Here is a 14,288-nt window from a genome sequence, read left to right on the forward strand (position 1 = left end):
ATCACCTTACTTATCTAAGAGACATGCGAGACCTTCATTAGGAACGTATTCATCTGCTACGTTAGGTTCTTCTCTGAGTTTCATTACTCTTTCTTTTAATTCACGTACAATCCATTCGTCATCACGACAGGTTTCAGGTTTATCGATAGCTTTTTTCATCCAAATAGGAACACCATCCATACGGTAACTGGTACCTCCACATTCTACAGAAATGAAAGATCCAGGAAGTACTACATCAGCAAGTTCAGTAGAAGGTCCCCAGTGAATATCGATTTGAATAACTGGAATATCTGCTAAGTGTTGGTTTGCTCTGTTAGGGAAGTGAGCACCGGGGTCAGCAGCAATTACCATGAAACAGTCAGGTTCTTTTCTTACAAGTAAGTCAATAGTATTGGTTTCACCCATCATATATCTTCCATATCCTCTACAGAAGTCTACACCGAATGCCCAACCAGTTTCATAAGCCATAAAGATATTGAAACCGTTTACGTTAAAGTGACCTCTCATTGGAGTAAGTCCCCATTTACTGTTAGAATTTAAGTCTTGTACTAATTTAATTGCAATATCAATGTTTCTTTGTTTACCTAAGGTGTGAGTTAAACCTAAACCGAAGAAGAGAACACCAAATTCAGCAGCTTCCATTTCTTCAGCTAATTCATAAATATCTTCAGCTGGAATTCCAGAAACAGATTCTGATTGTAATTTTTTACCTTTTAATACAGCTCTTAAAGCATTGTAGAAACCATAATCTCCGTTTTGTTCAAATCCAATCCATTTATCAGACATTTTAGCAGTATCTGAGAATTTTGGATCCATAGTAATAACAGTTCTATCGAATCTACCTCTTTGTCTGAAGTATCCACGAGGGAATGCTGCATATCTTGCTATGTGTCTTGGGTGAGAGTTCATAGCATTACTGCCAGAGTATGCAACAACATCAGCTCTGTTTTTAACTTCTCCTAAAGTTTGGATAGGATAACCTGCGTTTTGCATAGCTTGTAAACTTGGACCGTGACAGATAGTAGCTTGGTTATCTAAAACAGCTCCAATATATTCACCTAATTCTACACCTTCTTTCATACATTCAGTAGAAGTTTCAGACCAACCATAGAATACAGGTCTTACAGATTCAGCAATGTATTTTGCTGCAGTATCAAGAGCAGTATCCCAGTCTACTTCTTCAAGAACTCCTTCTTCATTTCTTACCATCGGTACAAGTAATCTTTGATCCATATCTTCCATTACTTTACTTGCACCTAATCTGCATGCATGTCTTACAGCAACTACATGACCATCTTTTACTAAGAAATCTAAGTCATCACAGTTACATCCACAAAATGCACAAGTACAATTTTCTACAATGTGATCGTAATCAGTTACAGGTGGTTCATATGTCATGATCAATCAACTCCTCCCATTTACGTCCGTTATAAACTGGCCTTTCACCTAATGAATCCATGTTTTCAACAACACCATCATCATCTTCATCAACATATTTTTTGTATACCCATCTCATTAAATCTGCCATCAATAAAACTTTTCTGTCAGTTTTTTCAACGGTAGCATGAATACCTTTGTAAGTAGGGTCTGAACAGCAGTAAGTTTCATGACTTACAATAGTGTTAGCCCATGGACCTTTACATACAAAAATAGTACCTTCATGAGGAGCATCTCTGGATTTTGCTGCACTTAAAACAACTTCACCATAGTCAGTTTTTACAAGAACAGTATCCCAATTTTTTACACCTAATTTTACCATGTCACGAGGATCCATATAACAAGTACCAGAAACATTTTTATATTCTTCTTTTAAGGTAGAACCTCTTTTCTTACAAGCTCCTTGATATATGTCAGAACCAGTGTTTAACATACATTTAAGTACTTTAGTAGTACCTTCTTGAGCTACATTTTCTAAATCTCCAACTACTGGTTTTTCTAAATAAGTATTTGCATAATGCACATTAACACACTCCTATTCTAACCATATAGCTTCAGTAGGACAGAACATTTGGCAAGTACCACATTTATCACATTTGTCCACACTGAATAATTTAATAAATCCATTTTCAACCATCATAATAGTTTCTGTTGTTTTGGAACCGTGTCCACCAGCATTTTCTGGACTGATAGAAGCGTTTACAGGACATGCAATAACACATACTCCACAACCTAAACATTTATCTTGATCTACTTTAAGTTCCATATATAATCACCAATCAAATTAATTTTTTAAAGCTTCAAATGCTGCAATCCAAGATTTAGAACTAGTTGGGGTGTAATCGATATCAGTTCTAGTTACAGTTAAAGCCCCATTAGGACATACTTTTGCACAAGCACCACAGTGGATACAGTAATCTTCCTCTTTAACTAATTGAGTTCCTCTATCTCCAGGACCAGTTGCTTTAGGGAAGGATAAAACATTACATGGACATACATCTATACATGCACCACAGGTACCACATTTCTCAACATCAACTTCGAGAGTACCTTTAAATGCCTGTTTTACACTAGCTGCATCTGCAGGACAGACTCCTTCACACCATCCACATTTAATACAGCTTTCAGAATCAATGATTGCATTACCAGTAATAGCTGCTTTAGCTGGGTCAAGGTCATACTCACCATAGGAACAAGATCTGCATACTGCTTTAATAGCATTAACAGGACATGCTTTTTTACATACAAGACAGTATACACATTTTTCTTTATCAATAACAATGCTTTCTTCACCAATGGTTTTGTCTACTACAATAGCTTCTGCAGGACATAGTTCTGCACAAGCACCACAGTAAATACATTCATCTTCATCTACGTCAATTTCACCAGTTACTAAGTCAGCTCTATTTGGTAAAGTTCTGTTAATAGTAATGGATTCTCTTGGACAAGCTTCTTCACATTTTTTACAGAATAAACATTTGTCTTCATCAATTTCTGCTGAAGAGATAAGACTTGGATAAGCCTTATTTTCTTTAATGGATAGGCCACCAATATCAAGGTTTAATGCACCTGCTGGACATACTCCACTACACATACCACAGAGAACACATTTATCTTCAGCAATAGTTAATTTTGCTTTTCCTTCATTGTCATTACTGAAAAGAGCATAATTTTGAGCAATCTTTTCATGACCACTGAAGTAAGTGTCTAAGTATTTACGTTCAATAGGAGCTACTCCATCAATTGCAATAGCTTCTACTGGACAAGTTGCTTCACAAAGTCCACAACCAATACAAACGTGATCTTTAAATGACAAAATTCTGTCTTCATCTGCTGATCTTTTTATGCTGAAGTTATTACCTTCAACTTCTTTAACGTTTTTGGTCATTTTTTACCTCCAAAATTTTAATAGAATTTGTTGGACAGTCTTCAACACACATAAGACAGCCACAACAATAACGGGGGTTTATTTTTGCTTTTAATGAATCTAAATTAATAGTTTTCATTTCACACAAATCTACACACAATCCACAACCAATACATCCATCATCAATCTGGCAATCATAATGATTCATATTAAAAATAGTTACAATTTGACGAATTTCCTCATAATCATCAAATAGAACCTTTGCAATTAATATAAAATCTTTAGGACTTAATTCTAAAATAGTTTTAGCAAGTTCGATAGAATCAATTGATATGTTTCTACCATTTAAGTAATGAGAAATAGTTGATCTATCTACACCGATTTCATGAGAAATTTCTCTTTGAGATAGACCTCTCTTTCTTAACTCAAGACTTTCTAAATATTTTATTCCAGATACAATATGCTTTGGCATAAATTCACCATGTGTACATAAATATATTAATATATATTTATTTATAAATACTCTCACTTAGACTTAAGTCACAATATTTATATAGTATGGTGTATTAAATACACAAAAATTTAAAAAGTTTAGAGAATAGATATTAATTTAAATAAATAAAAAAATAAGAATAAGAGATTAAAAGTTAAGATTAGATAAATTTAATAATATTCAATAAAAATAAAGTAAATGATAGCTATAATTTATAATATAATTAATTATAATAGATATTGAAATAAGAATTCATTTATAAATAATATAAAAATTATATCTCCAATATGTAAAGAAATTATTATCGAATTTTTAGAAAAATAAGAAAAATTTAGTTTAAACTAAAAAATGTGTACTGAATACACATAAGTAGGGTGTAATAAGTACACATAATAATTTTAGAGAATAAAAACTAATAAAAAATTAATTATCCTCTTTATAATAGGGTTCTCTATTATGAATACCTTTTAAGAAGATATCTATAAGATCCTCATCTGAGGCAGCATCTCTAATATATCCCAGAAGATCTACAAGATTATCATTTCTAAGTAAACATGGCTTTATTTTACCTTCAGGAGTGATTCTTAATCTTGTACAATTTTTACAAAAATTAGTATTGTCTACAGGGTGAACAACTTCTATTTCTCCACCATCGATAAAATATTTCTTACGATCCTGCATAAATTCCCTTACCTTTATCTCATCAGCAATCTCTGCAAGATACTTTTCAAACTCATCAAGCTTATAGTGATACTTCAAGTTGAAATCATTATCATCACAACTTTCAGATTCAATAATTTCAATTAGTTGTAGAATTACACCATGTTCTTTAGTAAATTCAAACATGTCCATAATCTCATCATTATTGATATTATTCATAACTACCATATTTACCTTAACTGGATACATGCCAACTTCACAGGATTTGATAATTCCAGACTTTACTTTCTCTAAAAGAGATTTCCCTACAATCCTTTTATAGGTATCAGGGTTAAGTGTATCTAAGCTTACATTAACTCTGTCTAATCCTGCATCGACAAGGTCTTGTGCATATTTCTCTAAGAAAATTCCATTAGTAGTAATTGAAATATCTTTAAAGTCAAGTGAATTAACCTTCTCAACAATTTCTACAATATCTCCTCTGACTAATGGTTCCCCACCAGACAAACGTATTTTCTCAACACCTAATTTTTTAGCAATCCTACAAATTTCATAAATTTCATCAGGAGTCATTTCAGAAGATGAATCTAACATTCCATCATGGTGGCAATAAATACAATTTACATTACAACGATTAGTTACAGAGATTCTAAGTGAAATGACAGGTCTTTCATAATCGTCTCTTACTTTATCTTTCATAAAATAGCTCCTAATAATTTAACATATTTAGATTAATCATTATCAATAGTTATTTTAATATTTTTAAATTTAACATATTTAGATTAATCATTATCAATAGTTATTTTAATATTTTTAAAATCTTTTACTCCATATTTAGAAGTTTTAATAGCTTTTAACATTCCGACAATAGTTTCTTTAATAAATTCATCTGAAAATGCATTTAATTCAATATCAATACCATCAATACTTAATGAAACATATTTTTTGAAATTATCATTTTTATTATCTGTTTGCTTACCTATTTGCTTACCTATTTGCTTACCTATTTGCTTACCTATTTGCTTATCTACCATTAAAATCACCTAAAATTAATCTTTTTTATTTTTTATAGTTATATCAATATTATTATAATCTTTTACCCCATATTCATCTGTTTTTAAAGGGTTTATAATACCTAAAATAACTTGTTTAATATAATTACTTACAAATTTATTTAATCCTATATTTATACCATCAATAGCTAAATTAAGTTCTGCTTGAGTTTCTGGATTGTAATCTAATTTTCCATTTGCAAAAGCTTGGCCTATAATCTTTGCATCATTATAACCACATTCATCAACAAATAATGTTTCTAAAATATCATATGATCTTTTTTCTATTAAATCAACTAAATCAAGAAGCTCATCATCAGTGATTTCAAATGAATTTACAGTAGATATTGTATATTCATCTTCAGCTTCCTCACAAGTAGCTATTTTTGCATAAGGATAAGATTTGAATCCTTCTATAACCACAAAATCTGGATTTTCAATTAATTTAATTAAGAATAAAATTCTTTCTAAATCAAGTCTTTCATTAATATTAAAATAAGTTCTTCCACCAACACCTACAACAAAATCAGAACCAGATTCCATTTGTTTATAAGTGTCAGTACCCTCATGATCCATTTCCATTTGATGGTGAGAATGTTTTATACTTGCAACTTTAAAATCTCTATTAGTTAATTCTTTAATAATTTTACTTGTAAGTGAAGTTTTTCCAGTATTTTTTAAACCTACAATTGAAATAATTCTCATTTTAACACCATAAGCTAATTTAGTATTTGCTTAAATTTAGAAAATAAAATTCTAATAATTTAAGTTTATCTTAATATACTTATTAGTAAATATTACCTTAATTTTGTTTTTTAATTTTGTTTAAATAATTAATTCTTAAATTTAATTTATCTAAATAAGCTTATCTAAATAGTTTTATCTGAATGATTTTATCTAAATTAATATATATAGAACTATCTAAAATTTATACTTTTTAATTAAGAAATGGAATATCATAAATAAAAATAGTCATAAAAATAGATTAGATAAATCAAATCATAAATAGATTAGATAAATAAATTAAATTTAAAAATAAATCAATAGCTATATTTAATAATATATTTAATAAAATAATTTAAAAAATAGTGATTTCAATATAAATTAAATGAATAAGAGGTGACTATCTTAAAAATTATTAAATTAAAAAAATGAATAAAAATAGAAAATTGTAAAACAAATATAATAAGTAAAAATAACTCATTACAAAGTTTTACAACAACTAAAATTTATTCTAAATTGTTTTAACCATTTGATTTAATCCAAAATTAGTACTGTCTGTAAGATTTTGGACCAAATTCAGTGAATGGTAATGGTTCGTCGTTGTCTACACCACTGTAGTATCCGAAAATGTCTCTTACTTTTTGGTTTACAGTAGCCCATACTTTAGCAACTGGGATTTCAGAAGGACATACTTCAGAACATTGACCACAGTTAGTACATGCATCTACCATATGTACCATACGAGTTAAGTGGAAGAATGGAGCTGCAGGAGTGTATCCGCCAGGTACCCATTCAGGACCTTCAGTTTCAAGACAACAATCATCACAGTAACAGAGAGGACATGATTCACGACATCCATAACATTTCATACATTTAGAAAATTCTTCTTTGTATTCTGCAAATACATCTAAGATATCTCCAGAAGTTCCAGCGAAGTCTTTTTCTCTTTGTTTCATTGCTTGATTTACCATGATGTTGTCGATGTTGGCACGAATTTCTACACCTTTTTCAATTGGTGCTTCAGTTGCAATTAAACCAGCATCAATTACTTTTTCTAAGATGTCTGCACCTTTTTCAGAACATACTTCTACAAAAGTTGCTTTTCCAGTAAGTGGACCAATTACTCCCCAGTTACCTAATGCTAAATCAGCATTAGTAGGGATGTTCATGGTACATCTTTGACAGTTTTCTCTTCTACCCATACCATCTTCTTCAAGGTCATCGATTTTGATTGCTTTTTCACCGTCAGCAGTTTCCATGATGAGTTTTCCTTTGGAAATTTCTTCTTTGATGACATCTTTAGGGTCTAATTCGTAAACATCTCTAATCATTTTCATAGTTGGTATAGGAGGCATAGTTCCTCCACAGTTTACACCAATCATGATTACGTTTTCTTCAATAACTTTTCTTTTCCTCATTAACTCTTTTAAGGTCATTGCGTCACATGGTTTTACAGTAACTGCAATTTTCATATCTCTTGCACCGTCTAAGTATTTAGATACGAATTTTGCTAAGTTTAAAGTACCACAGTGAAGGGATCCTGCAGATTTAATAATATCTTTAGGATCAGTTATAAGAATAGGTTTTGCATCGTATAAATCCCAGGATTCTTCTACAGCAACAACTGCATCGACAATACCTTCTTCTAAGAGGTATTTCATAATGGTAGTTACTGCTCCACCATATTCTCCTTTTTCTTTAATTGCATCATTAGCAGAGTATGCATAAAACATATCATTTACATTTACAGCCATATTATCTACTCCTATTTATCCTTATAATTTACTTACGTTAATAGCACAAGCTTTTAATTCAACCATTTTACATTTAGGGTCGAAAGAATCGGAGTTAGTTAACATGTTAGCTGCACATTCAGTAAAGTGCATAGGAATATTTACAATACCTTTCTTAATGTCATCAGTTACATGTGCTTTAATTTCTATTTCTCCTCTTCTAGAGTAAGCTTTTACCATTTCGTTGTTAAGAATTCCTCTTTCTGCTGCATCTTCAGTGTTAATTTCGATGAATCCAGTAGGTACCTCGTTATCTAAGGTTTCACATCTTCTGGTCATTGCAGCGTGATAGTGGAACAAGATACGGGTAGTAGTTAAGATTAAAGGATATTCTTCATCAGGAACTTCTACAGGACCTCTGTGTTCTACTGCTTGGAATACTCCTAAACCATCTGGGTGAGCAAATTTACCTTTGTGCATTAAAGGTTCACAAGGATCTTCTGGGTCAAGACATGGCCAGTGTACACCTTCTGGTGCAAGTAATCTTTCGTGAGTAATACCATAATAAGATGGAGCAAGTTCTCTAATTTCTTCCCAAATTTCAGCAGCGTTTTCATAGTGGAATAATTCTCTTGGTCTGCCCATTCTAACAGCAACTTCTTCCATGATTTTCCAGTCAAGCATAGTTCCTTCAGGTGGTTCTTGAGCTTTACGTAACCATTGAACTCTTCTTTCACCACTGGTGAAGGTACCTTCTTGTTCACCCCAACCTGCTGCAGGTAATATAACATCTGCTTCAGCAGCAGTATCGGTCATGAACAATTCTTGAACGATTAACATTTCTAAGTTTGCAATTGCTTCTTTGGTGTGTTTAATATCTGCATCAGAGAGAACAGGGTCTTCTCCATGAATATATAATACTTTTAAGTCACCAGAGTGAGCAGCATTCATCATTTCTACTAAAGTTAAACCAGGAGTAGTTGGTAAGTCCATTTGGTAAGCTTCAGAGAATTTTTTGGTAATTTCAGGGTTTACAACTTTTTGGTAACCTACATAGTCAGAAGGTAATGCACCCATATCACAAGCACCTTGTACGTTGTTTTGTCCTCTTAATGGGTTTACTCCTGCACCGATTTTACCTACGTTACCAGTTAACATTGCTAAATTAGCAGTAGACATTACATTATCTGCACCGTGAGAGTGTTCAGTAATACCTAAGGAGTATACAATAGCTGCTTTGTCAGCTTTAGCATATTCAATAGCTACACGTTTAATTTGTTCAGGGTCAGCTTCAGTAATTTCAGCTGCTTTGTCAAGGTCATATTTCATTGCAACTTCTTTCATTTCTTCGTAACCTTTGGTTCTGTTTGCAATGAATTCATCATCTTGTAAATCATTTTCAATGATAATTTTAATCATAGCATTCATTAAAGCTACATCAGTACCAGTTTTAAATTGCATGTATTCATGAGCTAATTTTGCAGTAGGAGTGAATCTTGGATCTGCTACTACTAATTTAGCACCGTTATTTATAGCTCTAATAATTTTACGACCGAATAATGGATGTGCTTCCATGTTGTTAGAACCAATACAGAAAATGAAGTCAGCTTCTTCAATACTGTCATAACCGTTAGTACTTGCACCTGAACCAAAGGTAGTTGCAAGACCAGCTACAGTAGGACCGTGACAGATACGTGCACAGTGGTCTACGTTCTGAGTACCACATCCAGCTCTTGCTAATTTCTGAGTTATGTAAATGTTTTCATTAGGGGATCTAGCACATGCATAGAATCCTAATTTGTTAGGATCAGTATCAGCGTATTTTTTAAGGGTGCTAGCTACTAAATCTAAAGCTTCATCCCAGGAAGCTTCTCTGAATTCACCATTTTCTTTGATTAACGGAGTAGTTAATCTGTCTGGGTGGTTAATGAATTGGTATCCAAAGCTACCTTTTGGACATACTTTTCCTTCATTAACAGGGTGTCTTTTCCATGGTTCAACACCAATAATTTTTCCATCTTTGACTACAAAGTTGATACCACAACCAGTACCACAGTAAGGACAAATAGACGGTACATATTTTATCTCAACCATTTTATAATCTCCATAATAAAATAAAGGTTTTATTTCTTTTTCTTTTAGTTCACATATTGACAAAATCAATTATTGACTAACAACTGAAAAACTTTTTAATAAGATATTATTTAAAATCTTTCTGGATTATTGTGAATTGTGTCATATATTGTGAATTGTGTCTATTGTTATAATCCAATAAAAGATAATTGGCAATAATTATTCAAAGTACATTTATAATATAATATTATATTATCATGAAATTTGTAATAAAGTAAAAGCTTTAATTAACACTTTTACTGCAATAAATGTATTAAGCCATTAAAGGCTTTAACATTTATCAATTATAAATCATTAATTAGTTATTATATTTATTTTAAAGTTAACTAGAATTAACTAGAATATAATAATATAATTAATAAATATAAATATAATTTCTCTTTAATATATTTTTTAAAATTTAACATATCAAAAGATTGATAGATTTAATGATTGTAGATACCTATTGAAATTTGAAAGGATCAGGTTTCATCCATTGCCTCAATAAGTAAATACAATCTTCTTATGATTTTATAAAAAAATCCTATCTGTTTGACTAATATTTAATATTAGATTCAAACTAGTAGTACATCTAGTCACGTAAGTATACAAACCAGTATGCACAAGCTACAAAGATAGCTCCACCAACGATGTTACCTAAGGTTACAGGTATTAAGTTGTTTACAAAGAATTGTGCCCAAGTTGCTTCAGCACCTAAGAAGATACCTAATGGAATAAAGAACATGTTTGCAACACTGTGCTCAAATCCTATACATACAAATGCCATAATTGGGAACCAAATTCCGAAGAATTTACCTACAACATCATCAGCTGCATTAGCTAAGTATACAGCTAAACATACTAACCAGTTACAACCGATACCTCTAAGGAAACATTGCATCCAAGTTAAAGAAGCAGTTGATTTTCCAGCTGCTATGAAACTAGCTCCACCTAATGATTTGGTGTTAGCAATGGTAATTGCACCAGCAGAGAATGCATCAGGTACCATAATACCAGTTGCGTAAGCAAGTACATAAGCAACAAAGATACCACCAATTAAGTTGAAAACCCAACTTCCAACCCAATTTTTGAGTAATCCCATGATATCAGTTTTACCATCTAAAAGACCCATAGTCATAAACATTACGTCACCAGTGAATAATTCAGATCCACAGATAACTACCATAATCAAACCTACAGGGAACACACTCCCAAATAATAATTTAGAAATACCTACTGGAACTCCTCCAGCAATAGCACCAGTATTTGCTACTTCTGCAAGTAAACCACCAAATGCAATGTAAGCACCTGCTAAGAAACCTAAAATAGCAAGCTTTAAGAAAGGCATTTCACCTTTTGCGGTAGCTGCAGATGCTATTGCTTTTGAAGTATCTGCAGGACTTTTAAAAGAACTCATATATCTCAACCTCTTTTTTTAAATTATCCCATATATTTATTAATACTCTCAAGGTTTTTACTAAACCACCATAAAGAGAGCACTAATTATAATTATTTATAATACCTATAAAAAGCTTTTGTTATTACAAACAAAAGAAAAGATTTATATATTAAAAAAGTTCAATTTTTCCAAGATAAATATATTTCATAACGATAAAACTATAGAAAAAAATGAATAATGTTTGATAATATAACGGTAAATCTTGATTAATTTCTCTTATTCATTAAACATTATTAAAAAATGTATATTGAAAAATTAAAGATTTATTGCGAAATAAACATATTTACATATAGATGTTAAAAATAAGAAAAATATAAGAATAAAACCAAATAAAGGATAAAAATTGAAATATATACCTAAAACTACAATATATATTATAATTCATATCGTGAAAAAGGCCAAAAAAAGCATATTTTTATGAATTATCACCATAAAGAATAAGAAAATGAAAAATTATGATTATAAAAAAATGAAAAATATTTAGTTATAAGTAAAATAAGAAGCAAATAAGGAGAAATCTGCCGACATGAAGAATACTTTTAAAACGATTCATCAATAGTTAAGAAAGATTATTAGAAAAAATAATAAAATCATAATGATTAATCATTATAAATATTAAAAAATTGCTAAAAATTATGATAAAAATAGAAAGTAAAAATTAATAAAAAATGATAAAAATAGATGAAAAAAATAGAAAAAATGATAAAAATAAAAAATTTATTAAAAATAGGTCAACTTGAACCATCACTAATAGATGAAAAAAATAGAAAAAATGATAAAAATAAAAAATATTAAAAATAGGTCAACCTTGAACCATCACTAATTTGCCAGTATCAGGATCCCTATAAACTTTCCCCACTTCAGCATAACCAGATTGTTCAAGAGAAGAGCCTGCACTTGTATTACTTTTAAAATCCTCTCCAGCACTTACTTGAGAAGCTGCCTGCTGTGCTTGAGATTCTTGAGTTTTAGCCATCATATCAGGATTTACTTGAAGAGCCATAATAGCAAATATTAAAAATCCTAATGCTAATACCAACATTGCATCAGAAAGATTTGAAATCCCTGACATTGGATCTTCATCACCATCATCCCCAAAATGTTTTCTTTTTCTTAACATATTTACACCATTAATTAAAATAAAAAAAATTAGAACTCGTTTAATTTCTCTAAAATTGCCTCTGCAACAGTTTCAGTAGTGGTTAAGTCACCTTCATACCATTGTTTTCTATATTTAGAAACAATATAAGCTAATGCTCCAATAGTTAAACCAGTAACGGTTGTATCAAAAGCAATTGTTAAAGACTCAGCTAAAGTAGTAATATCACCAGTACCTAAAGCAGAAAGTCCTGGACCTAATGGTATTAAAGTACCAAGTAAACCAAAAATAGGACCTAACCTTACTAAAATATCTGTTTTAGAAGTAAGTTTAAGTAAGTTACTTTCTTCTTCTTCAATTAATTTACTTGCAAATGCTTTTCTTGCTTGCGGACCTAAATTATAATTATTAGCTATTTTTACAAGAATATCTTTCTGTTCTTCATATAAACCAGATGAATTAACAAGATTTCTTAATTCCTCAGGGTTATTAGCCATAGAAATATCTTGTAACAATGATTCTAAACCTGCAGATTTTAATGGTTTTTTACTAAACCATTCATTTAAAAATCCTCCAAAGCTTAAAATCGCATAAATTAAAAATATAACTAAAATAATTACAACAGGCGCAAGTAAACTTTCTGAAATAATATGTATAAATGAAGTTAAAATTCCTGTACCTTGAAGTATCATTCCTCTCCCACCAATAAAATAAATAAGATATAAGTATAAATTTATAAGATTATTTTCTTTTTAATCTTTTAAAAGTCCAATCACTATATAAAACACCTAAAACAAGAATGATAAGAATGATAATTATCATATACATCAGCTGATAAGTAGGGGTTAATATAATAAAAGATTCAAATATTGAATAATCTAATTCTCTAACAGTGCTAAAAGTTAAAGCTAAAATAAGCAAAAATATAAATTCTAAAAACATATATTCTCCAATTACAGCATAATATGGCCTTTTAGCATTATCGAATATTCTAGAAATTTTATAAACTAAAAACATGACTATGACAGATAAAACAGCTAATTCTAGTGAACTTAGAACTAAGTTATCAGATTTTAAACATAAAGACAATGTAGTTATTGATATAAATGAAGATAAAATAGTTCCATAAAATACAACTTTATCATCTAAGATATTAAAATTCCCTCCAAAGCTAACAAAGCGAATTGCAAATACTAGCATTAATAAGCTAATTAAACCTAGTATATAAGGCATGATAGGAATTATATATTCTCCAAAGCTTAAAGAAGAAAAGGTCAATGATAAAATAAATACTATCGCCCCATAAATTAAGAGAAATAGGATAAATTTATTTCCATTAAAATTAGATTTTCTCAGTAAAAATGCAATATTAGTAACAAATAATAAAATAAAAACAATTAAATATTCCAAAATTAAATCCATCATAATATATCACATTTTAGTTTAATTGATAATATATTTTTAAATATGATTATATAAACATATCGAATAAATTAGGATAAAAAATAAAAGACTAAAATAAATTGTAGAAAAGAGTGAAAAATAGTAAAAAAATTAGAAATGAAAAAACTAATTAAAATAAAAAATAGTAAAAAAATTAAAAATGAAAAAATAATAAAAATAAAAAATAGTAAAAAAATTAAAAATGAAAAA

At 30.1% G+C, this 14,288-nt stretch carries 14 protein-coding genes; all 14 read right to left on the bottom strand.

Annotation, left to right across the window (positions count from 1 at the left end; translation table 11 throughout):
- Nucleotides 1-6: 6 nt before the first annotated feature.
- Complete coding sequence (locus BM020_RS02060; protein WP_067145149.1) at nucleotides 7-1,398, bottom strand: formylmethanofuran dehydrogenase subunit B; 1,392 nt, start codon at nucleotides 1,396-1,398, stop codon at nucleotides 7-9.
- Nucleotides 1,388-1,960 carry a molybdopterin dinucleotide binding domain-containing protein gene (locus BM020_RS02065; RefSeq protein WP_067145147.1) on the bottom strand — a complete coding sequence of 191 codons (573 nt, stop codon included), beginning with the start codon at nucleotides 1,958-1,960 and terminating at the stop codon, nucleotides 1,388-1,390. Before BM020_RS02065 ends, BM020_RS02060 begins: the two co-directional genes overlap by 11 nt.
- 12 nt (nucleotides 1,961-1,972) lie before the next feature.
- A complete protein-coding gene (locus BM020_RS02070; protein WP_012955149.1) occupies nucleotides 1,973-2,203 on the bottom strand; it encodes a 4Fe-4S binding protein in 231 nt (76 codons plus the stop codon).
- An 18-nt stretch (nucleotides 2,204-2,221) separates the two neighbouring features.
- A complete protein-coding gene (gene fwdF, locus BM020_RS02075) occupies nucleotides 2,222-3,325 on the bottom strand; it encodes a tungsten-dependent formylmethanofuran dehydrogenase subunit FwdF (RefSeq protein ID WP_067145145.1) in 1,104 nt (367 codons plus the stop codon).
- A complete protein-coding gene (locus BM020_RS02080; protein ID WP_067145143.1) occupies nucleotides 3,309-3,776 on the bottom strand; it encodes a helix-turn-helix domain-containing protein in 468 nt (155 codons plus the stop codon). The genes fwdF and BM020_RS02080 overlap by 17 nt, the downstream gene beginning before the upstream one ends.
- A 444-nt stretch (nucleotides 3,777-4,220) precedes the next feature.
- Nucleotides 4,221-5,156 carry a GTP 3',8-cyclase MoaA gene (gene moaA / locus BM020_RS02085; RefSeq protein ID WP_074798015.1) on the bottom strand — a complete coding sequence of 312 codons (936 nt, stop codon included), beginning with the start codon at nucleotides 5,154-5,156 and terminating at the stop codon, nucleotides 4,221-4,223.
- Between the two features lie 83 nt (nucleotides 5,157-5,239).
- Entirely contained in the window at nucleotides 5,240-5,491 is a 252-nt protein-coding gene (locus tag BM020_RS02090; RefSeq protein ID WP_074798017.1) for a hypothetical protein, read from the bottom strand.
- Nucleotides 5,492-5,506: 15 nt separating this feature from the next.
- The gene (gene mobB, locus BM020_RS02095) at nucleotides 5,507-6,214 is read right to left on the bottom strand and encodes a molybdopterin-guanine dinucleotide biosynthesis protein B (protein ID WP_074798019.1); all 708 of its coding nucleotides are present in this window, start codon (nucleotides 6,212-6,214) and stop codon (nucleotides 5,507-5,509) included.
- Nucleotides 6,215-6,777: 563 nt separating this feature from the next.
- Nucleotides 6,778-7,986: a Coenzyme F420 hydrogenase/dehydrogenase, beta subunit C-terminal domain gene (locus tag BM020_RS02100; protein ID WP_067145134.1), complete on the bottom strand. Its 1,209-nt coding sequence runs from the start codon at nucleotides 7,984-7,986 to the stop codon at nucleotides 6,778-6,780.
- Nucleotides 7,987-8,007: 21 nt separating this feature from the next.
- Nucleotides 8,008-10,059 (bottom strand): formate dehydrogenase subunit alpha, encoded by a 2,052-nt coding sequence (gene fdhF, locus BM020_RS02105; protein ID WP_067145132.1) that lies wholly within the window; start codon nucleotides 10,057-10,059, stop codon nucleotides 8,008-8,010.
- Between the two features lie 610 nt (nucleotides 10,060-10,669).
- On the bottom strand, nucleotides 10,670-11,494 hold the full coding sequence (locus tag BM020_RS02110; protein ID WP_067145130.1) for a formate/nitrite transporter family protein: 825 nt from the start codon (nucleotides 11,492-11,494) through the stop codon (nucleotides 10,670-10,672).
- A gap of 844 nt (nucleotides 11,495-12,338) precedes the next feature.
- Entirely contained in the window at nucleotides 12,339-12,656 is a 318-nt protein-coding gene (locus BM020_RS02115; protein ID WP_067145128.1) for a DUF2149 domain-containing protein, read from the bottom strand.
- Between the two features lie 29 nt (nucleotides 12,657-12,685).
- Nucleotides 12,686-13,327 carry a MotA/TolQ/ExbB proton channel family protein gene (locus BM020_RS02120; protein ID WP_067145126.1) on the bottom strand — a complete coding sequence of 214 codons (642 nt, stop codon included), beginning with the start codon at nucleotides 13,325-13,327 and terminating at the stop codon, nucleotides 12,686-12,688.
- Between the two features lie 49 nt (nucleotides 13,328-13,376).
- A complete protein-coding gene (locus BM020_RS02125; RefSeq protein ID WP_067145124.1) occupies nucleotides 13,377-14,060 on the bottom strand; it encodes a hypothetical protein in 684 nt (227 codons plus the stop codon).
- Between the last annotated feature and the right edge of the window lie 228 nt (nucleotides 14,061-14,288).

Origin of the sequence: Methanobrevibacter olleyae (genome assembly GCF_900114585.1) — an archaeon.
Classification (GTDB): Archaea; Methanobacteriota; Methanobacteria; order Methanobacteriales; family Methanobacteriaceae; genus Methanobrevibacter; species Methanobrevibacter olleyae.

Coding starts and splice junctions, on each gene's coding strand:
- BM020_RS02080 (WP_067145143.1), bottom strand. CDS start 3,776: ATGCCAAAGCATATTGTATCTGGAATAAAATATTTAGAAAGTCTTGAG.
- BM020_RS02070 (WP_012955149.1), bottom strand. CDS start 2,203: ATGGAACTTAAAGTAGATCAAGATAAATGTTTAGGTTGTGGAGTATGT.
- BM020_RS02120 (WP_067145126.1), bottom strand. CDS start 13,327: ATGATACTTCAAGGTACAGGAATTTTAACTTCATTTATACATATTATT.
- BM020_RS02115 (WP_067145128.1), bottom strand. CDS start 12,656: ATGTTAAGAAAAAGAAAACATTTTGGGGATGATGGTGATGAAGATCCA.
- BM020_RS02100 (WP_067145134.1), bottom strand. CDS start 7,986: ATGGCTGTAAATGTAAATGATATGTTTTATGCATACTCTGCTAATGAT.
- moaA (WP_074798015.1), bottom strand. CDS start 5,156: ATGAAAGATAAAGTAAGAGACGATTATGAAAGACCTGTCATTTCACTT.
- BM020_RS02090 (WP_074798017.1), bottom strand. CDS start 5,491: ATGGTAGATAAGCAAATAGGTAAGCAAATAGGTAAGCAAATAGGTAAG.
- BM020_RS02125 (WP_067145124.1), bottom strand. CDS start 14,060: ATGATGGATTTAATTTTGGAATATTTAATTGTTTTTATTTTATTATTT.
- fwdF (WP_067145145.1), bottom strand. CDS start 3,325: ATGACCAAAAACGTTAAAGAAGTTGAAGGTAATAACTTCAGCATAAAA.
- fdhF (WP_067145132.1), bottom strand. CDS start 10,059: ATGGTTGAGATAAAATATGTACCGTCTATTTGTCCTTACTGTGGTACT.
- BM020_RS02060 (WP_067145149.1), bottom strand. CDS start 1,398: ATGACATATGAACCACCTGTAACTGATTACGATCACATTGTAGAAAAT.
- mobB (WP_074798019.1), bottom strand. CDS start 6,214: ATGAGAATTATTTCAATTGTAGGTTTAAAAAATACTGGAAAAACTTCA.
- BM020_RS02110 (WP_067145130.1), bottom strand. CDS start 11,494: ATGAGTTCTTTTAAAAGTCCTGCAGATACTTCAAAAGCAATAGCATCT.